The organism is Acidovorax sp. Leaf191, from assembly GCF_001424425.1.
Lineage (GTDB): Bacteria > Pseudomonadota > Gammaproteobacteria > Burkholderiales > Burkholderiaceae_C > Acidovorax.
In genome coordinates this window covers 240,986-263,535 of sequence record NZ_LMPT01000022.1, presented here as the reverse complement: position 1 = coordinate 263,535, position 22,550 = coordinate 240,986, and the positions used below count along the sequence as shown (strand labels likewise).

At 68.2% G+C, this 22,550-nt stretch carries 23 protein-coding genes; 4 read left to right on the top strand and 19 right to left on the bottom strand.

Annotation, left to right across the window (positions count from 1 at the left end):
- Nucleotides 1–15: 15 nt before the first annotated feature.
- From ASG27_RS23675 to ASG27_RS23665, 3 genes are all read right to left on the bottom strand, one after another.
- Entirely contained in the window at nt 16–2,304 is a 2,289-nt protein-coding gene (locus ASG27_RS23675) for a xanthine dehydrogenase family protein molybdopterin-binding subunit (protein WP_056412074.1), read from the bottom strand.
- Nucleotides 2,305–2,327: 23 nt separating this feature from the next.
- Entirely contained in the window at nt 2,328–2,789 is a 462-nt protein-coding gene (locus ASG27_RS23670) for a (2Fe-2S)-binding protein (protein ID WP_056166251.1), read from the bottom strand.
- A 189-nt stretch (nt 2,790–2,978) separates the two neighbouring features.
- Nucleotides 2,979–3,551 (bottom strand): TetR/AcrR family transcriptional regulator, encoded by a 573-nt coding sequence (locus ASG27_RS23665; RefSeq protein WP_056166258.1) that lies wholly within the window; start codon nt 3,549–3,551, stop codon nt 2,979–2,981.
- Between the two features lie 115 nt (nt 3,552–3,666).
- Between ASG27_RS23665 and pdxH the strand changes: the two genes are divergently transcribed.
- On the top strand, nt 3,667–4,308 hold the full coding sequence (gene pdxH / locus ASG27_RS23660; RefSeq protein WP_056412071.1) for a pyridoxamine 5'-phosphate oxidase: 642 nt from the start codon (nt 3,667–3,669) through the stop codon (nt 4,306–4,308).
- 210 nt (nt 4,309–4,518) lie between these two features.
- Nucleotides 4,519–5,079, top strand: a complete 561-nt coding sequence (locus ASG27_RS23655) for a hypothetical protein (RefSeq protein WP_056412070.1) — start codon at nt 4,519–4,521, stop codon at nt 5,077–5,079.
- Nucleotides 5,080–5,145: 66 nt separating this feature from the next.
- Here the strand turns inward: ASG27_RS23655 and ASG27_RS23650 are convergent, their stop codons facing one another.
- Nucleotides 5,146–6,102: an AEC family transporter gene (locus tag ASG27_RS23650; protein ID WP_056166555.1), complete on the bottom strand. Its 957-nt coding sequence runs from the start codon at nt 6,100–6,102 to the stop codon at nt 5,146–5,148.
- A 307-nt stretch (nt 6,103–6,409) separates the two neighbouring features.
- On the opposite strand from ASG27_RS23650, the gene ASG27_RS23645 reads away from it, so the two are divergent.
- Nucleotides 6,410–6,952, top strand: a complete 543-nt coding sequence (locus ASG27_RS23645) for a DUF1697 domain-containing protein (RefSeq protein ID WP_056166272.1) — start codon at nt 6,410–6,412, stop codon at nt 6,950–6,952.
- Between the two features lie 410 nt (nt 6,953–7,362).
- Here ASG27_RS23645 and ASG27_RS23640 read toward each other — a convergent pair whose 3' ends face one another.
- The 15 genes from ASG27_RS23640 to ASG27_RS23570 all read right to left on the bottom strand — a co-directional run bounded on the left by ASG27_RS23640 (nt 7,363) and on the right by ASG27_RS23570 (nt 22,057).
- Nucleotides 7,363–8,049 carry an HAD family hydrolase gene (locus tag ASG27_RS23640; protein WP_056412066.1) on the bottom strand — a complete coding sequence of 229 codons (687 nt, stop codon included), beginning with the start codon at nt 8,047–8,049 and terminating at the stop codon, nt 7,363–7,365.
- Nucleotides 8,050–8,080: 31 nt separating this feature from the next.
- The gene (locus tag ASG27_RS23635; protein WP_056412064.1) at nt 8,081–9,178 is read right to left on the bottom strand and encodes an ABC transporter ATP-binding protein; all 1,098 of its coding nucleotides are present in this window, start codon (nt 9,176–9,178) and stop codon (nt 8,081–8,083) included.
- 13 nt (nt 9,179–9,191) lie between these two features.
- Nucleotides 9,192–10,682, bottom strand: coding sequence for a sensor histidine kinase (locus tag ASG27_RS23630; RefSeq protein ID WP_082493101.1), 1,491 nt, complete (start codon nt 10,680–10,682; stop codon nt 9,192–9,194).
- Nucleotides 10,683–10,687: 5 nt separating this feature from the next.
- The gene (locus ASG27_RS23625) at nt 10,688–11,389 is read right to left on the bottom strand and encodes a response regulator transcription factor (protein ID WP_056412063.1); all 702 of its coding nucleotides are present in this window, start codon (nt 11,387–11,389) and stop codon (nt 10,688–10,690) included.
- 230 nt (nt 11,390–11,619) lie between these two features.
- The gene (locus ASG27_RS27055; RefSeq protein ID WP_156370942.1) at nt 11,620–11,853 is read right to left on the bottom strand and encodes a hypothetical protein; all 234 of its coding nucleotides are present in this window, start codon (nt 11,851–11,853) and stop codon (nt 11,620–11,622) included.
- Complete coding sequence (locus tag ASG27_RS23615; protein WP_200912386.1) at nt 11,850–12,245, bottom strand: MAPEG family protein; 396 nt, start codon at nt 12,243–12,245, stop codon at nt 11,850–11,852. The genes ASG27_RS27055 and ASG27_RS23615 overlap by 4 nt, the downstream gene beginning before the upstream one ends.
- 296 nt (nt 12,246–12,541) lie before the next feature.
- A complete protein-coding gene (locus ASG27_RS23610) occupies nt 12,542–13,978 on the bottom strand; it encodes an SMI1/KNR4 family protein (RefSeq protein WP_056412054.1) in 1,437 nt (478 codons plus the stop codon).
- Nucleotides 13,979–14,271: 293 nt separating this feature from the next.
- Entirely contained in the window at nt 14,272–14,634 is a 363-nt protein-coding gene (locus ASG27_RS28050) for a hypothetical protein (protein WP_056412345.1), read from the bottom strand.
- Nucleotides 14,635–15,505: 871 nt separating this feature from the next.
- Nucleotides 15,506–17,647: a TonB-dependent receptor domain-containing protein gene (locus tag ASG27_RS23600; protein ID WP_056412342.1), complete on the bottom strand. Its 2,142-nt coding sequence runs from the start codon at nt 17,645–17,647 to the stop codon at nt 15,506–15,508.
- Between the two features lie 321 nt (nt 17,648–17,968).
- Nucleotides 17,969–18,517, bottom strand: a complete 549-nt coding sequence (locus tag ASG27_RS23595) for a hypothetical protein (protein ID WP_235503906.1) — start codon at nt 18,515–18,517, stop codon at nt 17,969–17,971.
- A gap of 74 nt (nt 18,518–18,591) precedes the next feature.
- Entirely contained in the window at nt 18,592–19,188 is a 597-nt protein-coding gene (locus ASG27_RS23590) for a DUF3299 domain-containing protein (protein WP_056412049.1), read from the bottom strand.
- A 219-nt stretch (nt 19,189–19,407) separates the two neighbouring features.
- Nucleotides 19,408–19,665 carry a hypothetical protein gene (locus tag ASG27_RS23585; RefSeq protein WP_056412046.1) on the bottom strand — a complete coding sequence of 86 codons (258 nt, stop codon included), beginning with the start codon at nt 19,663–19,665 and terminating at the stop codon, nt 19,408–19,410.
- Between the two features lie 57 nt (nt 19,666–19,722).
- Nucleotides 19,723–20,958: an ABC transporter permease gene (locus tag ASG27_RS23580; RefSeq protein ID WP_056412043.1), complete on the bottom strand. Its 1,236-nt coding sequence runs from the start codon at nt 20,956–20,958 to the stop codon at nt 19,723–19,725.
- Nucleotides 20,955–21,635 carry an ABC transporter ATP-binding protein gene (locus ASG27_RS23575; protein WP_056412039.1) on the bottom strand — a complete coding sequence of 227 codons (681 nt, stop codon included), beginning with the start codon at nt 21,633–21,635 and terminating at the stop codon, nt 20,955–20,957. The genes ASG27_RS23580 and ASG27_RS23575 overlap by 4 nt, the downstream gene beginning before the upstream one ends.
- Nucleotides 21,632–22,057 (bottom strand): Fur family transcriptional regulator, encoded by a 426-nt coding sequence (locus tag ASG27_RS23570; protein ID WP_056412339.1) that lies wholly within the window; start codon nt 22,055–22,057, stop codon nt 21,632–21,634. Before ASG27_RS23570 ends, ASG27_RS23575 begins: the two co-directional genes overlap by 4 nt.
- 161 nt (nt 22,058–22,218) lie before the next feature.
- Between ASG27_RS23570 and ASG27_RS23565 the strand changes: the two genes are divergently transcribed.
- Complete coding sequence (locus ASG27_RS23565; protein ID WP_156370940.1) at nt 22,219–22,473, top strand: hypothetical protein; 255 nt, start codon at nt 22,219–22,221, stop codon at nt 22,471–22,473.
- Nucleotides 22,474–22,550 lie beyond the last annotated feature (77 nt).

Sequence of the window (22,550 nt, the reverse complement as noted above, 5' to 3'; positions counted from 1 at the left end):
GCGCTTGGACCCCTCTCACGCCAACTGAAACGGCAACGCCCTCGGTGTCTTCCCCGTCAACCGCGCTACCGCGTTGGCGAACGCCGGCGCCAGCGGCGGCAGGCCCGGCTCGCCCATGCCCGTGGGCGGCTCGGCGCTCGGCACGATGTGCACGGCCACCTGGGGCATGTCGGTGATGCGCGGCACGGCGAAGTCGCCGAAGTTGCTCTGCTCCACCACGCCATCCTTGAGCGTGATGGCCGCGCCCGGCAGGCACATCGACAGGCCCATCAGCGCCCCGCCCTGCACCTGCGCTTCCACGCTTTTCGGATTCACCACCAGGTTGCAGTGCACGCCGGCCGTCACGCTGTGCAGCTTGGGCGTACCGTCTTTGACCGACGCCTCGACCACATAGGCCACGACCGACTGGAACGACTCGTGCACCGCCACGCCCCAGGCGCGGCCCGCCGCGAGCTTCCTCTTGCCGTAGCCCGACTGCGCCACGGCCAGCTGCAGCGCCGCCTTGTGGCGCGGGTGCTTGTCGCCCATCAGAGCCAGGCGGTAGGCCACCGGGTCCTGGTTGGTGGTGCGGGCCACTTCGTCGATCAGCGTTTCCATGGCGTAGGCGGTGTGGGTGGAGCCCACGCTGCGCCACCAGAGCACCGGCACGTTCACCTCGGGGTGGTGCACCGACAGCTTCATGGGCACGTTGTAGGGCTCTTTCATGCCCTCGATGGCGGTGGCGTCGATGCCGTTCTTGACCATGAAGGCCTCGAACGGTGAGCCCTTGGTGATGGACTGCCCGACGATGGTGTGGTCCCACGCCAGGATCTTGCCCTGCGCATCGAAACCGATCTCGGCGCGGTGCACGTGCATGGGGCGGTAGTAGCCGCCCTTGATGTCGTCCTCGCGGCTCCACAGCGTGCGCACCGGGGTGGTGATGCCCGCCGTGCGCGCGGCCTTGGCCACGCCGCAGGCTTCCACCACGTAGTCGCTGGTGGGGATGGCGCGGCGGCCGAAGCCGCCACCGGCCATCTGGGTGTGGACCTTGACGTTCTGCGGCTCAATGCCCAGCGTCTTGGCAGCGGCCATGGCGTCCAGGCCCGGCATCTGCGTGCCCATCCAGAGTTCGGCCTTGTCGCCTTCGAGCTTGACGGTGCAGTTCAGCGGCTCCATGGGCGCATGCGCCAGGTACGGGAAGACGTACTCGGCGCTGATCTTGTGCGGTGCGCCGGCCAGCGGCGCCGTGTCGGCCTGCATGGCGACCAGGCCGGGCTTGGCGGCCAGATCGCGGTACTGCGCCAGTTGCTGCGCGGAGTCGGTGGGCTTGACGCCGCTGTTGTCCCATTCCGCCTTCAGGGCATCGCGCCCCTGCTTGGCAGCCCAGTAGCCATCGGCCACCACCGCCACGCCTTCGCCGCCCCGGTCGGTGGGCACGCGCAGCACGGCTTTGACGCCCTTGACGGCCTTGGCCGCCGAGTCGTCCAGCGTCTTGAGCTTGGCGCCGAACACCGGTGGGCGCGCCACCACGGCGGTGAGCATGCCGGGCAAGCGCACGTCGATGCCGTAGTCCTGCCGGCCGCTCGACTTGGCCTTGGCGTCGAGCCGGCCCGTGGGCTTGCCGATCAGGCGGAACTGCTTGGGGTCCTTGAGCACCACTTTCTCGGGCACGGGCTGCTTCATCGCGGCCTCGGCCAGCGCGCCGTAGCCCAGCTTCTTGCCGCCCGGGCCGACCACAAAGCCGTTGCTGGTGCGCAGCGCCGATGCGTCCACGCCCCACTGCGCGGCAGCGGCCCCGACCAGCATGGCCCGGGTGCGCGCGCCCAGTTCGCGGTACTGGGTGTACGAGTTCTTGATGGAGCCGGAGCCGCCGGTGATGTGCATGCCGAAAGCCGGGTCCACATAGGCCGGGTTGGCGTCTCCATGCACGCTGCGCACCTTGGACCAGTCCGCGTCCAGCTCTTCGGCCAGGATCATGGGCAGGCCGGTCTGCACGCCCTGGCCGAAGTCCAGGCGGTTGATGGTGACGGTGACGATGCCGTCGGCATCGATGCGCACGAAGGCCGAGGGTTGCTCGAAGGGCTTGAGTACGGCGGGTGCCGCTGCGGCCGCACCCTGTGCGGTGGCTGCCAGCGGGAAGGCGCCCAGCGCAAACCCAGAGGCTGCGGTGACTTTGAGGAAGGTGCGGCGTGCAAAGCCGCCGGCACCGTCGATGGCGTCGTCTGCTCCTGAATCAGTAGCGCCTTGCGCCCTGTCCATGAGCGCCAGAAGGTTCTTGGGCATGCTGCTGCGCGCTGCCTCTACCACTTGAGGGTCGAAATGCATGGTGTTCTCCTTCGGTGCTTGGGTCAGGCCAGCGTCTTGGCGGCGTCGTGGATGGCGGCGCGGATGCGCACATAGGTTCCGCAGCGGCACACGTTGCCGGCCATGGCGGAGTCGATGTCGGCGTCGCTCGGTTTCTTCTTGCCCTTGAGCAGTGCGGTGGCGCTCATGATCTGGCCGCTCTGGCAGTAGCCGCACTGGGCCACGTCGTGCTTGACCCAGGCCGCGTGCACGGCCTTGCCCACCTTGTCGCTCTCCGTGACGGCCTCGATGGTGGTGATCTTCTGCCCCGCCGCCGCCGAGATCGGCGTGATGCACGAGCGGATCGGCGCGCCGTTCAGGTGCACCGTGCAGGCACCGCACAAGGCCTGGCCGCAGCCGAACTTGGTGCCGGTCATGCCCAGCGTGTCGCGCAGGGCCCAGAGAATGGGGGTGGATTCGTCGGCGTCGACGGGCGTGTCTTTGCCATTGATGTTCAGGGTGGGCATCGTGGGACTCCAGGGGTGAAGGTCAGCGCCTGCAAAAGACGGCGCAATCAGGTGCGGCTGTATCGCCGCTTGGTTTTCTCGTTCTTTTAAGAGAATATTTATTCGATTAAATCCGAAATTCTGAGTTTGTGCTGGCGGTCAGGCTGTCGGGGCGGTGTCGCGCATTGCATTCACGGGCGGCCAGGGCCTTCATGCCTTGAGCGCATCCCAGCACAGGCCAAACGCCATCTGGTGCACGGCGTCATCGTCGGGCAGCGTCTTCGATCGGATCAGACTGGCCGTCTCGCGCACCGAACCGACAAAGCTGGCCGTGAGCAGCGGCACCGGCACGGCCTTGAGGATCTCTTGCTGCTGCCCTTCGGCCATCAGGGCAAAAAAACCGGCCATCAGCCGCGTGGAGAATTCGCGGTTGCCGTCGGTGAACCAGGGCGAGTTGTAGTACTGCTCCTGGAACACCACCTCGGCATACTGGTCCAGCCGGTGGCGCAGCAGGTTGCACCAGCTGCGGCGCACGCGGGCGCGGTAGGGCATGTCGGGCAGCACGCCCTCCATGAGGCGCGTGGCCGTCACGGTCTTGGCGTCCTGGTAGAGCTGGCTGATGAGTTCGTCCTTGGACGGGTGGTACACGTAGAGCGTGCTGGTGGCAATGCCCGCGGCCCGCGCGATCTCGGCCATGGTCAGGCCGCTCAGGCCCGTGCGGGCCACCAGGTCGAAGGTGGCCTGCGCAATGGCGCGCTGTTTCTCATCGTCCTTGGGTTTCATGGCGGGGCGACTATAAGCGAATAATCATTCGGCCACAACCAGCGGGTGCCGAGCCCGGCGCAAACGCCTGCCGTAGCGCAAGGCGTGATGGTACGGGCGATGCACAATCGCTGCCATGACCACGCACTCCATCGCCGACCTGCGCAAGAGCTACGAGCGCGCAGAACTCAACGAAGACGCCTCGCACGCCGCGCCGCTGCAGCAGTTCGACCAGTGGCTGCAAGAGGCCATCAAGGCCGAGATCCCCGAGCCCAACGCCATGACGCTGGCCACCGTGGGCAGCGACCTGCGCCCCAGCACCCGCATCGTGCTCATCAAGGGCTACGACGAGCGCGGCATCGTCTGGTTCACCAACTACGACAGCCGCAAGGGCCGCCAGATCGGTGGCAACCCGTTCGCCGCGCTGCAGTTCCATTGGGTGGAGCTCGAGCGCGTGGTGCGCATCGAAGGAACGGTCGAGAAGGTCAGCGACGAGGAAAGCGACGCGTACTTTCACAGCCGCCCGCTCGACTCGCGCATCGGCGCCTGGGCCAGCCCGCAGAGCCAGGTCATCTCGGGCCGCAGCGTGCTGGTGGCCAATGCCGCCAAGTACGGCGCGCAGTTCCTGCTCAAGCCGCCGCGCCCGCCGCACTGGGGCGGCTACCGCCTCCAGCCCGAGCAATGGGAGTTCTGGCAGGGCCGCAAGAGTCGCCTGCACGACCGCCTGCGCTACCGCCTGGACCAGGGCGAGTGGGTGCGGGAGCGCCTTGCTCCCTGAGCGAGGCCTGGCCGCCCCACCCGGGGCGCGTCAAACGAGCCCACAGGAGCGCACAGGAACCCAAAGGCGGTGGGGGCCCTGTTCATCTTCCGTTCATGTCCCGTTTCGTCGCGGTTCATGGGCTCATCACGTTCTGTCCACCCCTGCCCGGTTCAATGGGAACCGCTGACTTCGCAGTCGGCGTCAACAACTCACAACCATTGAACTTCCATGAAAATCAACCGCCTGGCACTGGCCGCTCTCCTCGTCACCGCCGCTTCTTTGCAAGCCCACGCCAAGACACCCGTGGTCAACCACGCGATCAATGAGGCCGAAGTGCTGACCGCGCAGCAGAACTGGTGCAAGGCGCTGCTCGACATCAGTGCCGTCCACCAGCGCGACGGCGTCGCTGCCGCCACTGCGCTCGCGGCCAAGGTGATCGACAGCGCCTACGGCTACCAGTTCGGCGCCGTGCTGTTCAAGCCCACGCTCACGGTGGCGCCGCAGACCTTCCGCACCGACCGCGCCGGCGCGCTGGCGTACTTTGTGGGCGGCAACCCCAGCTACCCCAACGACACCGGCTTTGCGCTCAAGGGCTGGAAGAAGTGCGATGTCGACAATGCTGCGGTCTACATCTCTGGCGACGTGGCCATGACCATGGGCAACGTGCGCTTCAGCGGGCCGGACGGCACGGTCACCACGGTGGACAAGACCTGGAGCTTCGCCAAGGACGATGCGGGCCAGCTGCGCATCGTAGTGCACCACTCGTCGCTGCCCTACGCGGCCCGGTAAGGCGCAACGCACCGGCCCGGCCGGTTGGCCTTGCTGCCGACAGGCAGCCATTGCGCCGGCCGCGCCTTACACGGCGAAGAACTTCGTCACCCCGAGGATCACCACCGGCATGGTGATGAGCGCCAGCGCCGTGGACACCGCCACGCTGGCGGTCACCTCGTCCTCGGCCACCTGGTAGCGCTGGGCGAACAGGAACACATTGGCTCCCACCGGCAGCGACGCCGCCACGATCATCACCGCCAGCGGCATGCCCGACAGGCCCAGCGCCCAGGCGAGCGCCACCAGCACCAGCGGGTGCACCACGCACTTGACCACCGCGATGCGCAGGGCCGCCTTGAAATGGTGGCCTACCTTGGTGAACGCCAGCGTCACGCCCACCAGCAGCAGCGAGATGGGCCCGAGCGCCTGGCCCAGCAGCAGCATGGGCTTGTCCACCACGGCCGGGATGGCGAGGCCCGTCTGCGCAAACAGCAGGCCCGCGATGATGGGCAGCGGCACCGGGTGCACGATGCCGTTGCGCACCGCCTGCAGCACGGTGCGCCACATGGCCTGCTGCGTGCCCCCGGCGCGGCCCGCATGCTCGCGCGCAGAGGCCAGCTCGAACACCACGGTGGCCGCGGTCAGCAGGATGAGTGCGTGCACCGAGATCAGGGTGAACAGCGTCACCAGCCCGGCCTCGCCAAACACCAGGCTTACCAGCGGCACGCCGATCATGATGGTGTTGCTGAAGGTGTTGGCCAGCGCGCGCGCCGCCGCCAGGCTGGAGAAGCCCAGCACCGCCATGGTGACGCCAAAGACGAGCATCGCCGCTGCGAAGTAGATGGCGATGGGCCCGAAGTCCAGGTCCTGCACATGCACCGAGCTCATGGTGCGAAACAGCAGCGCAGGGGTGAGCACCATGAACACGAGGTTGGCCAGGTCCTTCACGGCCTCGGCCCGTATCCACCCGCGCCGCCCCGTGTAGAAGCCGATGACGATGAACAGGATGACGGGGAGCAGCGAGGTGACGACGGGCGAGTTCACGGTGGGCGGCACGGCGCGCTGGGGCGGCCGGCAAAGGGGTGGACGACAGCGCGGCCTGTGGTGGCCGCGGCCGGTATTGTGGCCTCTGCCGCAGGTGCATCACAGCCTTTGCTATGAATTGAATAGCTGCTCCCGCAATCCCATCAAGCGGTAGGTGCCATTTTTCTTCAGTTTTTGGCATTCACCCGGGCATGCAGCCACCCACAGGCCAGCATGCGCCGCCCGCTGAAGGGGCCGGCGCCACGGGTGCAACACGCTTTGGAGCGCCCTATAGTGCCAGCCAGCATCCGCCACAGCGTGCATCGACATGAAGTTCGCCGCCTTCTTTCGCAACCTCAACCTGGGCCACGGCGCCGCGCCGTCGCGCGCTGAACTCGAGAGCATCTTCACGCGGGCCGGCGCGGGCGAGGCGGCATCGTTCCAGACCAACGGCACGGTGGCCTTCACCGCACGCGGTGTGCGACCCGCACGCCAGGTCCTGCGGGCGGTGCAGGCGATGCTGGTGCACGAGCGCGGGTTCGACGAGCCCGTCTTTCTGCGCGACATGCCCGGCCTGCTGTCCCTGCGCTTCCGCGACCCGTTTACCGGCCTGAGCAAGAGCCCGCCCGTGTACGACTTCTACGTGACCTTTCTGCACGACGACGCGCAGGTGGTGCCCGGCCTGCCGCAGAGCAACGCCCGCGGCGATGTGCAGGTGCTGCTGTACACCGACACCGCGTTGCTGTCGGTGAGCCACGCGCACGGCCTGACCATGGGCAGCCCGAATGTGTGGGCCGAAAAGCTCTTCGGCCTGCCCGCCACCACCCGCACCTGGGGCACGCTGTGCCGGCTGCTGGAGCGCCATGCGTGACCGCCCGTGGAACGAACTGCCCGGGGTTTGCCTGTCTCCTTGGCCGTTTGCCCTGCGCGCAGGCTGGCAAGCTGGCGGGGCTGACTGGGCGCCTGCCGCGGCCCGCCCCCTGGGCGCCTCGGCACCGCCACAAGCCAGCGCGCACAGGGCGCCCTTCCCTGCCCCCGTTGGTGACGGGCGGTGGAGCCGGGCGTACACCACGACATCCGGAGGGCTCCATGCTGTACACAGAACTTGAAATCCACGCGGCCGTGAAGCGGCTGATCCGCGAAGGCTACGCGGCGCTGACCCGGCGCCAGCAGCACATCGTGGACTCGCTCTCGGCCATCTGCTGACGCTGCTGACGCTGCTGACGCTGCTGACGCTGCTGACGCTGCGGCCAGCGCGGCCCGGCCGGTAGCGCCCAGCCGTTACTGCGGTGCCGGCGCCGCCGACAACAGCCGCGCCACCCCTTCCAGACCCATGACCTGGTGGTCGGCCCCGTCCCAGGGGCTGACGCCGGGCCGCACGGTCTGCACCGTCACCATGCCCAGCGCGCGCCCCGCGCCCAGCTCGGACAGCGGGTTGTCGCCCACCACCAGCACCTGCCGGGGTGCACACCCTTCCTGCGCCAGGATGTCCGCAAAGATGCGGCCCTTGCCGTGCGGCCCGTGCTCGTCGATCGCGTCGATCACCACGCGCTCGAACCAGGGCGCAATGCCCAGCGCGTCGATCTTGCTCTGCTGCAGCCGCCGAAACCCGCTGGTCACCAGGTACTTGCGCACCGGCAAACCGGGCAACAGGCCGATGTCGGCGTAGCCCGACAGCGGCGGGCGCATCTCCATGCGGCAAAACTCCTGCCAGCCCGCGTCGCGCATCGCGTCGCTGAAGCCGAAGCGCTCGGCCACCAGGTCGAAGGCCGTGTACCAGCACTCGCCAATGGCTTCTTCCAGCACCTCGGGCGACAGGGTGCCCTGGTTGGCCTGGCGGATGGCCACAAAGGCCGACTCGAACAGCGTGCCCATGGCGCGGGCGTCCAGCAGGCAGTTGTCCAGATCAAAAATCGCCACGGTGCAGGGCGCGCGGTGGGCGGGCACGAGGGGGATGGGCTCAGTCATTGCAGGGTTCGTTGTTGCAGTTCATGCGGGTCTAGCCAGCCACCACGGACACGCCGTGGTCCGCCAGCGTCAGGCTCACCGGCGCGCCCACATCCAGCGGCGCCTTGACCAGGGGCGAGACGACGAAGATCTCGCCCAGCGCGCTGGCAAACGTGTATTCCATGATGCTGCCCAGATAGGTGCGCTTGGTCAGCCGGGCGGCCAGGCCCGCCGTTGTGGCCGGGCCGATGATCCAGGCCTCGGGGCGCACGGCTATCTTCACCGGGCCGGAGGCCAGCGAGGGCGGCGACGGCACGCGCAGCGGGCCCAGGTCGGCATGGCCCGGGGCGCCGCCGGGGGGCTGGCTGGCTTGGTTGGTGCCCTCGAACAGCATGGCCTCGCCCATGAAGCCGGCCACGAACTCCGACGCGGGCTGCTCGTACAGCTCGCTGGGCGCGCCGCGCTGGGCGATGGCGCCCTTGTTCATCACGATGATCTGGTCGCTGACCGCCAGGGCCTCGCTCTGGTCGTGCGTCACGTACGCCACCGTGAGCGACAGCCGCTGCTGCAGCGTGCGGATCTCTTCGCGCATCGCGCGGCGCAGGCGGGCGTCCAGGTTGGACAGCGGCTCGTCGAACAGCAGCACCGCCGGCTCCAGCGCCAGCGCCCGGGCCAGCGCCACCCGCTGCTGCTGGCCGCCCGACAGCTCCGCGGGCCGGCGCTGGTCCAGCCCGTGCAGGCCCACGGTGTCCAGCATGGCGCGCGCCTTCTCGCGCACCTGGGCCTTGCCCAGGCCCGACATGCGCAGGCCATAGCACACGTTGTCGATCACGTTCATGTGCGGAAACAGCGCATAGCTCTGGAACACCAGGCTCACATTGCGCTGGGCCGGGCCCAGCGTGGTCACGTCGTGGCCGTCGATGAAAATGCGCCCGGCCGTGGGCGACTCCAGCCCGGCGATCATGCGCAGCGTGGTGGTCTTGCCGCAGCCCGACGGCCCGAGGATGGTGGTGAGCGTGCCCCGGGGCACGGCAAAGCTGATGTGGTCCACCACCAGCGGGTCGCTGTCGGCGGTGCCAAAGCGCTTGCACACGCCCTGGAACTCGATGCCATGGGACGCCAGGGGCGGAGGGAATGATGACAGGGTCATAGCAGTGGTTTCCTCAGGCAGGCGCGGCGCCTGGCGCTGCGGACAGGCCGTCCGGGGCCAGCGTGGCGCCCGTGTCCCCCGACGCCGCCGACGGCCCCCAGGTCACGAGTGCATCCACGCCCACCACCCGCCCCGCGTCCTGCCGGTTGAACAGGGTCACCTCGGCGCCCATCGACTCGGCGATCTGCTTGCAGATCGACAGGCCCAGGCCCACGCCGCCCTTGCCCGCAGAAAACGGCTGGAACAGGCGCTGGCGCACCCCGTCCTCGATGCCGGGGCCTTCGTCCCACACCAGCATTTCGCGCCAGCCGGTGCTGTCGCGCAGCAGCACGCCCAGCCGCCCGTGCGCCGGTGTGTGGTGGATGGCATTGGCCAGCAGGTTGCGCATCAGCTCGCCCAGCAAGGCAGCGTCGCCGGGCACCGAGAGGTCAGGCCCCTCCAGCGCAAAGTCCAGGCGCTTGGCGGCGATCAGCGGTGCCAGCTCCATCACCGCCTCGCGCGCCACGGCGTTCAGGTCCACGCAGGGCAGCTCGCCCATGCGCTTGAGCTGCTCCACCTTGCTCAGGCTGAGCAACTGGTTGGCCAGGCCCGAGGCCCTGTCCACCGTGTGCAGCATCTGCTGCAAGGCGTCGGCCGGCAACACGTCGCCATGGATGGCCGACTGCAGCTGCGTGCGCAGCACCGCCATGGGGGTGCGCAGCTGGTGCGTGGCGTCGGCCAGAAAGCGCCGCTGCTCCTCGATCCAGCGGCTTTGCCCCGCCTGCAGCGTGCGCAGGTGCACCACGGCAGGCGCCAGCTCCGACGGCCCTTCGTACGGCGCCACGGCCGCGCCCGCCGGCCGCTCCAGCGACGCATCCGCGCGGCGCAGCCAGGCGGACGCCACATGCGCCAGCGCCACCGACACGGCGCTCATCGCCAGCGCCAGGGCGTAGACGGCGCGCAAGACCGGGTTGTCCAGCATCTGCCCCAGGGTGGGCAGGCGCTCGTTCCAGCGGCGCGCCACCTGCCGCACGACGGGCTCGCCGCCAGCGGCAACCCCTGCGGGCTGGTACAGCGTGGCGCCCACGCGGGCCAGTTGGCCGTCGATCTCCGCCAGGTAGAAGTGCACCTGCCCGGGCGCGCCGAGTTCGTGCACCGACAGCAAGGGCGGCACCGCCGCGCTGCCGGCCAGGCGCTCGCCGCCCAGCCGGGTCTCGCGCAACCACTGCGGCCGGACGGATGGCGTGGCGTAGGCTGGCGCACCGGTATCGGCGTCGTTGTCGTTGTCGTTGTCGTTGTCGTTGTCGGTGCCTTGCCCCGCCGGCCAGGCCAGCAGGGCCACGCGCAGGGTGTTGTCCTGCCAGTCGGCATTGGTGCGCATCTGCTGCACCGCATGTGCGCCAGTGAACAGCGCCACCAGGCCCCACAGCGCCGCCAGCGGCCACACCACCAGCAGCCGCCGCAGCGAGCCGCCGCGCGGCTGCCAGCGCCGCGGCCCGTGCCACGCACCCCACCGACGCCGCATTGGCGTCACCGGGGTGCCCCGCCCTTTTGCGCGGCCATGCTGTCGCCGTCGCACAGCAGGTAGCCCACGCCGCGCAGGGTCACGATCTCGGCATTGGTGCCCACCAGCTTCTTGCGCAGGCGGTGCACGACCACCTCTACCGCGTCGGCCTGCACCTGCTGCTCGCCCGTGTCGGCAAACACCTGTGTGCGCAGCTCTTCCTTGCTCACCACCCGGTCCACGCGGGACATCAGCAGCCGCAGCAGCTCGGCCTCGCGCTGCGACAAATCCAGCGGCAACGCATCGTTGTAGAACACCCCGCTGCCCGGCTCGCGGTACAGCGTGCCGCAGCGCAACTGCCCGTCGCGCCCCACCCGCCGCGTGAGCGCCCGCAGGCGCGCCACCAGCTCGTCCAGGTCGAACGGCTTGGCCAGGTAGTCATCGGCGCCCGCCTCCAGCCCCGCGATCCGGTCCGTCACCGCCGCGCGGGCCGTGAGCGCCAGCACGGGCGTGGTGCTGCCGCCATCCCGCAGGCGGCGCAGCACCTCCAGGCCGTCCAGCCCGGGCAGCGACAAATCGAGCGTGATCACGTCGAACACGGTGCGGCGGGCGGCCGCCAGCGCCTCCTTGCCGTCCGCACAACACAGCACCTCGAAGCCGCGCGCCGCCAGGCTGCGGCTCAGGGCGCCGGCCAGATCAAAATCGTCTTCGACCAGGAGGAGTTTCATAAGCAGGGGATCATGCCGCGTGCGCACAGGGGCTGCCATTGTGCTTTCACCAAGGGTGGGTGAAAGCAAGTCGAAAGCGGGTGGATGCAGGGCGACGGCAGGCCTGCTGTCGTGACAGACGACGCGCTGGCTGTCCCTGCCCGGCTCACCGACCTGACCCCGCCGCGCCCACGGTGGCAAGCCGCGCCTCGACCAGAGCGATTTCATCCGCCAGCAGCCCGCGCAAGCGCTCAGCACTGAACGGCGCCGTGATCAGTACGGTGTTGTTGTTGTCCGATGAGGCGCACAGCTGGATGCGCGCAGCCTGCGCCGCAGTGCCCGCCAGCACGCGCCACCCGGGTGCTTCGCTGCGGATGCCACTGCACCTCGCGGATGAAGTACGTGCGCGATACGCCGTTGTCGATGGGCTCGGGCACCAGCCCGAAGTGGCCCGCCAACAGTTCGTGAAGCTCGGTGTGCGTCATCCCACCCGCCCCGCCCATCCCCACTGCCCCGCGACCAGCCAGCCCCACATGCCCAGCACGGCCAGAAAATTGACCATGAAAACGACGCCACGCAACCGCACATTGGACGTGAACACCTGCACCAGGCTGTGCGCCACGCGGCCTGCGATGAATGTCCAGGCCAGCGCGACCTGCACGGTATCCACCGCCTGCAGTTGCCACAGCAGCAGGCACACCACGTAGAAGAACAGCGGCCATTCGAACTGGTTGGACAAATTGGCGCTCACCCGCCGCTCCATGGCCGCCCACGGGTTGGAGCCATCGGGATTGCAGCCGATACCCCAGACTGTGGGGGCGCGCACTGCAGTGAGCAAGGCATACAGGAGAGCGGCCAGTGCGACGTGCAATGCCATGGGGTAGAGCAGTAAGTTGGGCATGGTGGGCTGGCGCCGGCAAGCAACGCGTGGATGTGGGTGGATAGGGATGGGCGCGTGTGCGCTGGGCGCCCGTCAGGCCTGCCTCGCGCGTGGCCCCGAGGTCACGTCATACGGCCTCCATGCCAAGTATGACTAGGGGCAAGTGGCATCGCGGTCGGTACTGATGTCTGTGCAGCAGCGAGGTGAAGGTTCATAGGTCAGTGGCGAGCAGACGTCCTGCTGCAGCGCCGTCACGGCGCCTCGGCGTCATGGACATCGACCAGCCACGTGGGTCACAAAGAAAACGTGTACCCCGACTCTGCCTGTGCGCGCAGCCACGCGAACAACTGCTCTGCGCCTGCCACGATGGGATTGAAAAGGGCAGATTCTTCGTGCGACCAGAAGTACACCGCACCGACGTCCGGCCCCGCGGTGCGCAGCAAGAAGCAGTCGCTCGAGTTCTCGTCGCCCACGATGGGCAGCATGCTCAGCGGGTCGATCCCCTCGTTGGCGATGGCCTGGCGGATCTCGGCGGCCAACTCGGGCGAGCTGTCGTCGTGCAGGCCGAGCCAATCCATGATTTCTGCGTGCTTCTCCAGCGCCTGCGGGATGCTGAACAGCTGGTAGGACTGGCGGTACTCGCCATCGACCACCGTCAGTTGGTGCGACTGGTCGGGGGCGCTGATCCAGTGCACATATGCCGCGCAGGATGCGTTGTCCAGCACTGCGGGGAAGTGCTCGCGCAGCAGATCGAGCTGTGCCGCTGTGGCGCTCTCTCCTTGGGCATATTCGAATCGCAGCGCACCGATGCGTTGGCGCTCGGTGTCGTTGGCCTGCGCGGCTTCGCGCTGGATGTAGTTCTGGTAGACGGGGTCGTCAAGCACGTCAGGCATGCGCAAGCTCCATTTGCGGTGGCACGCGTGAGCCTCGGCGGTGCGTCCCAGCTGGAGCAGAGCTGTCACACGAAACTGCTGTATCTGCGTTGTGCCGCTGCTGGTGCTGTCGGCCAAGGCAATGGCCTGCAGTGCCTGCTCGGGCTCGTTGGCAATGCACAGCGCGTACTCGGCCATCGTCTGCGCGGCAGCGGCAAGTTGCGCCGGTGCACCCGCATAGCTGTCGCCGAAGTAATAGCTGCTGCTGCCGGTGTGCATGTAAAACGGGCCGGTGTTTTGTTGCTCGGCACTGGTGATGATGGCGATGCAGTGGTTCAAAGCGGCGGCCCAGTCGTCATCGTCAGCGTCATCGGCAGCTGCGTCCGGGTTCGCGCGTGCGCGGTTGGCGTGCGCACGCCGCGCTGCCGTATGCCAGAACCACGCACCCTCGCTGTGCTGGCACTGCTGCAGCAGCTCAAGCGCGCCATCGTTGTCGCCGCATTCGGTGTGCAGCGCCGCCAGATCCATCAGGCACTCGTCGCGGGTCTTGGGACGGTGGCCGGCAATGCTGGCAGGCCCATAGACCCTGTCCGGTGCCACCACTTCTTCAAAGCCGCTGCCCGCCAACGTTGCGCGCAAGGCGACGAATCGCTGCAGCACCGCCTGCGGCCCGCCCTCTGCGGGAAAGACGAGGTCTTCCACCATCTTGAAACGCTCGGCCGACGTGCGCGCCTCCTGCCGCTTCCAATACGCTTGTCCGTCATAGCCGTTGGGATGGAGCGTGAGCTGTATGAGCAACGGCGCGCTGTTCTTGCGCTGGGGGGCCGTTTCGATCCAGTGGCAGGTGTAGGCAGTCATGGCGTGCTGGGCGCAGGGGGAAACAATAGTGGTCAGGAGACACTGGTGCCCGCGAAGGCTGACGCAGTGCGCATGGCCTGTGGCCGCCTAGGACTATAGCCAGCCCTGCCGGATTTTCTTGTGCATCGTCGGCGTGGTGTTGGCCTTGCTGTCGGAGACCGGCCTGATCATCCGGTTGAAAAAGCCCGTGGCACGCAGACGCTCACCCGGAGTGGCGCTGCAGACAATCTAGCCGGATAGAGGACGGGCCCAACCGTGCCAACCGTCCGTCTCCAAGGTCACAGGTTGTGATCTCAAACCTTCAGCGACCGCTCCAGGTCGGTCAGCCGGTAGCGGGCCAGTGCCAGGTTGCCCTTGCTGCGGTCGAGCACCAGGTACAGGAACAGCCCTTCGTTGTTGGGGATCAGGCGGATCAGGTGATATTGCTCGGCCAGCGTGATCAGGATGTCTTCGATGCCGCGGCGGATGCCCAGGGATTCCATGGTCTTGAGCTTGGCCTGCACGACCTGCGTGTTGCCCGCGGCGGCAAGATCCAGGTTCATGCCGCTGCCGGCCTGCGCCAGGCACATGCCGCTGCGGTAGTCCACCAGCGCCACGGCCAGTGCGCCGTCGATCGTCATGGCTGCGTCCATGGAACTCTTCAGATTCGAACTCATACCGTCTGTGCCTTTTTTCTCTTCGTTGAAATACTCATTGACCGTCTTGACCTTGCCCACCTGCTCCATCAGCACGAACCACAGCGTCTGCGGGTCGCTGTTGGGCAACTGGTATTTGTGAACCCCTGCGCGCGGGTGGGTGCGCAGGAACTTGGCGATCTCCATGTCTTCCATCACGGCGTTGGGCAGCAGGAAGAACCACACCGCCCGCGCGTCCAGCAGCGGCTGCAGCGCCAGCACTGCCGGCAGCATGGTGAAGGCGCCGGGGCCCACCAGGATGGCCACGGCGTCGGGCTGGGCTGGCAGTTGGGACAGATCCGGCACGTTGGCAGGCCGGTACCAGCTGATCTCCGGAGACCCCGCCACACCGCCCAGTGGCATCTTTTCCCAGGCGCCGTGGCCGGTGGTGCCGGTCACACCGAGCTGGGCCAGCGCGTAGCCGCCAATGCGTGAAGTCAGGTCCAGGACGGCAATTTCGGGTACGGGCATCGACGGTCGGCTCGGTAATAAAGGGGGAAAGTGGCTGATCTGGACATCGGGGTTGGTGGACGGGGACCTATCCCCTAGCCCCATGTGGCAGTGCCGGATGTCGGCGGACAGACCCCCACGAAGCTTAGTCAGCGGCGCGGGTGGGTGTCCGGATGGCCCGATCCCCCAACGCCCGGCGCGGGACGCCGTGGGGACGATCGGTTTTTGATCAGGTGCTGGGTCTCAAACCAGGGTTTTCACCGAGGATTTTATGACTTGTATCCAGTTATTGCAAACAGTTGAATTTTGTTAACAATTGGAATGAACTGGCGAGACTTCCCGTCCATTCCTAGTCACGGCCCGGGCGCGGGCTGCCAACTCGCATGGCGCCCGGGCCCGTCCATCAAAACGCTACCTTCACCCCCACCGTCACATTGCGCCCCATCAGCGGCGCCGCGTTCTTGATGAACGAGGTGTGCGCATACGCCAGGCGGTCGGTCAGGTTGTTCGCCTTCACATACACCTGCCACGGTGTGCCGCCGCTGAACTGGCCGCTGTAGCTCACGCCCACATTCAACATGCCGTACCCGGGCGTGGCGGTTTCGAACTCCGCCACACGACCCTGGCGGGCCACCTGCACCCATTCGACCTGGCCTTCCCAGGCGTTCCAGTTGCCGTCCAGGCGCAGGCCGGCGCGGGTGGCGGGGATGCGGGGCAGCAGGCCGCCGCCGGCCAGGCGCGCGCGCACGGTGTCGCCGAACAGGGTGATGCCGAAGTGGCGGTTCAGGCGCTGGCGCACCTGACCTTCGATGCCGGTGAAGGTGGCGTCGGCCTGGCTGTACTGCAGCAGTTGCAGGCCGTCGACCTCGTCCAGCGTGCGGCCGTAGATGTAGTTGCTGATGCGGTTGCGGAACACGCTCACGCCGAAGGTGGTGTCGCCGCTGGTCTTCTTCAGGCTGATGTCGATGTTCTGCGAGATCTCGGAGCGCAGGTCGGGGTTGCCGCGCTCGTACGTGCTGGTGGCCATGTGCAGGCCCTGGGCGTACAGCTCTTCGGCCGACGGAGCCCGGCTGGCGCGGGTGAACGAGGTGCCCACCTGGTAGCCGGGCGTGAACTTCCACACCGCGCCCAGCGACGCGGACGTGCCGTTGTGGCTGCGCTCGATGCCGCTGGTCTGCGCCTCGGCCGTCTGGCGGTCGTGGCGCAGGGCGGCTTCGAAGCGCCAGTCGCCCAGGCGGTATTCCTCCAGCGCGAAGAAGCCGAGCTTGCGGGTGATGGTGGGCTCCACATACGCCTCTTCGCCCTCGGCGCTGAACTTGCGCTGCGAGGTCTGCAGGCCGATCAGACCTTTGAAGCCGGCGATGGGTTCGTGCTGCAGCTCGATGCGGGTGTCGTAGGCCTTGTTCTTGAAGGTGGTGCTGATGGCGCCGTCCTCGACCTCGTCGTGCACGTAGTCGGTGACGCCGGCGCGCAGGCGCAGCGCCGAGAAGCCGGCAAAGGGGTTGCGCAGCTCACCGCGGATGTCGAAGCGTTCGCTGCGCAGGTCCACCACCGGCACGTCACCGGCCTCCGCGCCGTGGTCATGGTCGTGGCCCTCCTCACCTTCGTCGGCATGGGCACCGCAGTGCAGGTGGTCGCCGTGGGTGTGGCACCCCTCAAAGCTGTGGTTGTGCCCTGGCAGCCCGTACTTGGCAGTCTGGCGGGTGTAGGCCGCGCCCAGGTAGCCCCGGTCGCCCACCCACGACAGGCCGACGCTGCCGGTGTCGGTGCGGTTGAAGCTGCCCAGCACCTTGCGGGCGGGCTCGCCGTTGGGCGCCCAGCCTTTGCCCACGCGGTAGTCGCTGGCGTCGCGCGAGACGCCTTCCACGTGCACGGCCAGGTTGCCAGTGCCGCCCGTGAGCGAGAAGGCCCCTGCCCCTTCGCGCGCGCCGGTGTTGGCGCGCAGCTCGGCGCTGCCTTCGTAGCCCTTCTCCGGCACGGCGGTGGGGATCTTGCCGTCCAGCACGTTGACCACGCCGCCCACCGCTCCGTTGCCGTAGACCAGGGCCGACGGGCCGCGCAGCACCTCGATCTGCGTGGCCAGCAAGGGCTCGGACACCACGGCGTGGTCGGGGCTGATGGTGGAGGCGTCGTGCAGCTCGGCCCCATCCGACAGCACCTTGACGCGCGGGCCGTCCATGCCGCGGATGATGGGGCGGCTCGCGCCCGCGCCGAAGTGGCTGCTGGTGATGCCGGGCTCGCTGTTGAGCGTCTCGCCCAGCGTGGCCTCGCGGCGGCGCACGAGCTCGTCGCCTTCGAGCACCGTGGCGGGCGTGGTCATCTCCGTCGCGCCCAGTTGCAGGCCGCTGGCAGACACGGTGACGGACGGCAGGCTGGGCGCGGTATCGGCCGACACCGGCGCCGATGGGGCCACAGCAACAGGCGAGGCCTGCGCGTGCGCGATGCCGGTACCCGACAGCGCCAACATGGCCGCGAAGGCCACGGGACGAAGGGCTGGGCGGCTGCGGTGGGCGGCAAAACGGGGGGCGAGGAAGGTGTGTGTCATGGTGGTGCTTGCTGGCAACGGGCAGGTGCGCACCGCGATGGCAAAGCCAGGCGTGCGGCGCGCGGCTGCACACCAATAGACGTGCAGCCATGAATAAAAATGGCCTCCAGCGCTTGATGGTCAAGCGCTGGCAGCTATGAAATCAGGAGTGAGCTAGAGGTGGAAGCACAGATGGCCGCGGCGAACGGCGGGCCCTCGGCCGCCCCAGCGGCTGCACGGCGATCCAATCCAATTCGATCAAGTGCGGTGCAGTGCTGTCAGGCGACAAGGCTCAGGCGCTGGATAGGCCAGACGCCAAAAAGCCCAGGGGCGTGGTGCTTCTCAGCCCCGAGGCGGGCCGCGCGCCTGGAACAGCGCGACATGCGCAGCGGCGGTGCGCAGCGCATGGTCGGCAGGCGGTGCGTGCGCAGGCACCGCGTCGGGCAGCGCCAGGGTGGCACTGTGCAGGGCATCGCCCAGCGCAAGCTGGTCGAGCAAAAGGCAATCGACGGGCGCGTGCTGTCCCAGGAGGAGCGACAGAAGCCCGTGGCTGTGGGCCGCAGCGGGCAGCGCGGCATCTGCGGAGCGGGTGCCCGTAGCTGCCGATGCAAAAGGCAATGAAGGCGCTACACCCGCGCTGTGCGTCAGCGCCTGACCGGCATGCACCCGGCCCAGCGCGCCGAAGTGCGCCAATTGGTGCAGCCGCCCCAGCGTAGGCACCACCACCAGGGCCAGCAGCAGCCACGCCAGCGCCAGCCGCACCATGGCCTGCGTCTGCAGGCGGCTTGCCCACTGGCCCACACCGCCCCACATGCGCCAAGGCGCGCCCTGCCCGGTACTGCGGTGGGCAGGCGTCGGCTGGTGCCGGTGTGGGCGGGATGGGGAAGTCACGAAAAGATGCAGTGCAAAACGAAAGGGAACCAGTGAGGACAGGCGCACGGCGCGGAACGCCGGCGCCCCTGCGATTATTTCACCGGCACGGCCTCCACCACGCGGTAATACAGGCCGTACTGGTCATTGTGGAGCACGGTGAACTTGCCCTCGACCACCACGGGCTCCATCGAATAGCGCACGGGGGTCTTCGCCTTCACCTCGACCATGCTCTCGGGCCCCCCCGGAAGGCAGAACGAGCAGGTCAGCGGCACCGAAGTGAGCAGAAAATGCGTCTGCGTGGCCTTGGCATCCAGCGGCATCATGAAGCCCTGGATGCGCTGCGTGGTCTTGTCCATGCCCTTTTGCGCATCGCTGAACACGGGCAGGATGCCATCCTTGGTAGTCTTCTTGGTCAGGTCGGTCAGCACCGACCAAGGAATCACATCCGTGCGCTGGGGCAGCGGCGCGATCGGGCTGTTCGGGCTGTGATACCCCGCCCCCGAGCCCGACGGCACACCCGCCACCGGCGCCCCACCCGCGCCGGCTGGCAACGGCGAACTGAGCACAAGCGCTGCGGAAGGCTTGGCTTGTGCCAGCGCGGTACCAGAAACACCGAGACCCAACGCCAGCGCCAAAGGCAGAGCGATAGAGCGCCCGGTCACAAACCGAGGCAACCAACGATGGTGCATAAAAATCCCCTCCGTAAACGCCCCGTGCGCACAGGGCCAGCTATTCCATATGTGTAACAGCGCCGTCGACAAACGGGCCGATTCCACCTGAACTCCGTTGCGCCCGCGCCCTGCAAAACCGGCGCGCCCCAATCCCAGCGCCCCCGTGGAACCGGCTCCGCCGGGCCACCGGGGGCGTCCCCCTCAGGGGGGAAGGCGCGCAGCGCCTCAGGGGGAGCCTTAATGACCGTGGCGCATGCCGCAATACTTGCCAATCCCCAGACCCTTGCATGCGGTCTGGAGTTCCTTCTGGCAGGTGTCGTGGTCTTTGCCAGACTCCAGGCACTTGGCCGCGGCCTCGTGCGCGGCGGCCATGGCGCGGTGGCGCTCCACATCGGCCTTGGTTTCCTTGTCGGAATGCGCGCCCTGCGCATGGGCCACGGCACCGGCCAGCAGCATCAAGGGCACCAGGGCCACGGTGGTGAACAGCTTTTTCATGGAGAACCTTTCGAAAGATGAGGAGTGAAGATTGAAGTGAAATGAAGAACAGGAAGCTCAGGGCTGGCTCAGCAGGTCCGCCACCTCGGTGCGGTAGGCCTGCATGGCTGGCAACAGCGCCGCCAGCGCCGCCACCGCACCGGCCAGCAGCGGCACGCCCGCCTCGGCCGGCAGCCACACCAGGCCGCTCACCGGCAGCAGGCCTTGAGACTGCAGCACCCAGCCCAGCGTGTGCGCCAAGGTGTGGCCCATCAGCAAGCCCAGGGCCGACGCCATGGCGGCCAGCCACAGCGCCTCCCACAGCACCAGCCCGGCCACGCGGCCCGGGGGCGCGCCCAGCATGCGCAGCATGGCCAGGTCGGCCCGGCGCTCGCGCACCGCGTTCCACAGCGCGATGAACACGCTGAGCGCCGCCACCGCCAGCAGCACGCCGCCAAACGCGCGCAGCACATCGGCTCCCACACCTAGCAGGCGCAGCAGGCGCGTCACCTCGATGGCGGGCGCGGCGGCCTGCAAGGCAGTGTCGGCATTGATCTGGCGCGGCAGCGTGACGGCGGCCAGGGGCGTGCGGTAGCGCAGCAGTGCCACGGTCACTTCGCGCTCTTCCTTCAATATCTCCAGATCCTCAGGCTCGGTGGCCGTGGCGGTCTCGTGCACCATCCAGACGGATTCGGTGCGGGTCAGCACAAGGCGGTCGAGCACGCAGCCGCAAGGCGCCAGCACGCCGCTCACGCGGTAGGGGTGGTCGCCGTGCGCGTGCCCTCCCCCGCCCAGGCCGTGGCTGCCGATGAAGGTGGCGCCCACCAGCGGCGCACCGCCGTGGTCGGGCTTGACAATGCCGCGCGCCACGCTGGCGCCCAGCACGGCGTCCATGGGCTGCTGCCACAGGGCGCCTTCCGCCAGCGTGGCGCTGTAGTGCGATACATAGTCCGGCGTGGTGCCCACGATGCGGTAGCCCTGGTAGCTGTCGCCCAGGCTCAGCGGGATGACCTGCGCCACCAGCGGGTTCTTCTGCAGGGCCTGCACCTCCTGCAGCGGGATGTTGCCGGTGGGCACGTCGATGTGGAACACGCCCGCCAGGATCAGTTGCAGCGGGCTGCCCTTGGCGCCCACCACCAGGTCGATGCCATCCAGGTCCCGCTCGAAAGCCTTGTCGAGCTGCGTGGCCACCAGCAGCACCAGCGTGATGGCGGCCAGGCCCAGCGTGAGCACCAGCAGGTTGAGCACGGCGGCCAGCGGACGGGACCACAGGTAGCGCCAGGACAGGGATGCGAGCTTTACTATGTTTTTCATAGCTGGTTGCGCCCGTCCAGAGCGCGGTAGGCCGCTGTTTCATTCAAATCCAGCTGCTGCACGCCGGCCAGTGCCTGCACCACGCGCTGGTCGTGCGTGGCGATGACCAGGCTGGCGCCACACGCGGCGGCGCTGCGCTGCAGCAGGGACAGCGCGTCGGCGGCGGCTTCGTCGTCCAGGCTGGCGGTGGGTTCGTCGGCCAGCAGCAGCTCGGGCGCCAGCAGCACCGCCCGCGCCAGCGCCACGCGCTGCGCCTGCCCGCCCGAGATCTGGTGCGGCTTGCGCGCGGCCAGCTCTGCCACACCCAGTTGCGCCAGCGCGCGGGCTATTGCAGAGTCGTCGCGCGGCAGCCCGGCTGCAAAGTAGACCAGGCCCAGGTTGTCCGCCACGGTGAGTGCGCTGGACAGGTGCAGCTTTTGTGGCAAGAACCCGATGCTGCGCGCGCGCCAGGCATCGAGCTCCGCGCCGCGCTGCGTGCCCAGCTGCAGGCCGCCCACGAACAGGTCACCGCCGCTCGCGCCGCGCAGGCCGGCAATGAGCGACAGCCAGGTGGACTTGCCCGTGCCCGAACGGCCGCGCAGCAGCAGCGTGCCGCCCTGGTTCAGGTCCACATCCGGAAAGCGCAGCGGCGCATCGCCCGTGGGGTAGGTGTAGGCAAGGCCTCGGGTCCGGATCATGCCGCCGCGCCCCCAGCAGGGTGCGCGCAGCCCGCGCAGCGGCCCCGCACGGCAATGTCCACCGCCAGGCTCTCGTGCCCTGCGGTGGCCAGCGCCTGCAGCACCTGCTTCAACGCTGTCTGCACCTTGGCAGAGCCCTGCGACAGGCGGAACTGGCGGTGGCAGTCGTCGCATTCAAAGCGCGGCGCGGCGCCCTCCTCGCCTTGGGGTGCGAGCGCATACCGCGTCACGCGGGCGGCATCCACCTGCTTGTGCAGCAGCCCGGCCGCGGCGAAGCGGTCGAGCATGCGATAGACGGTGACTTTGTTGACCGGGGCGCCGGCACTGGCCAGGGCAGCCTCGACTTCGGGTTCGGAGAAGGCTGCGTCTGGGCGGGCTGCGTACAGCGCAGCCAGTGCGCGTGTGGCACGGGTCGCACGCATGCCTGCGGGCATCGCCCAGCCTGGGCGATGATGAGGGCTCGGGCGGGAGGGCTTGGGAGCGGTGGACATGGCTGCAGGCTGGCAGGTGGAGTAACGCAATTGGGTTGCATTATGCCGCCGCAGCAACCCTTCGCTAACATGGGCCATTTGAAAGGGCCCCTTTGGGATACGAATACACGTTAAAGGTGCCGCAGGAGGCCATGGCTCGCGTGTCGGACGAGGCTGCGGCAGAAATCTCCAGGCTCCTTGAAAGCCTGGGGCCTGACGCCAGCCGCCATGTCGCCATCACCCTGATTCCTGAAGGCCTGCTGTTGTGCGACCACCTGTCTGACCGGGTGGTGGCCGCTCTGGCCTTTCACAAAGCCATTCAATGGTTGCTGCGCTTCTCGCTCAACGTGGTGGTCGAGGATGCCTGAAATGACAGCGACGGCTGCAGCGCGCATCGCTGACGCATGCCCAGCCACCGTAGGCCCGGCGTGCGCGGCATGTCCAG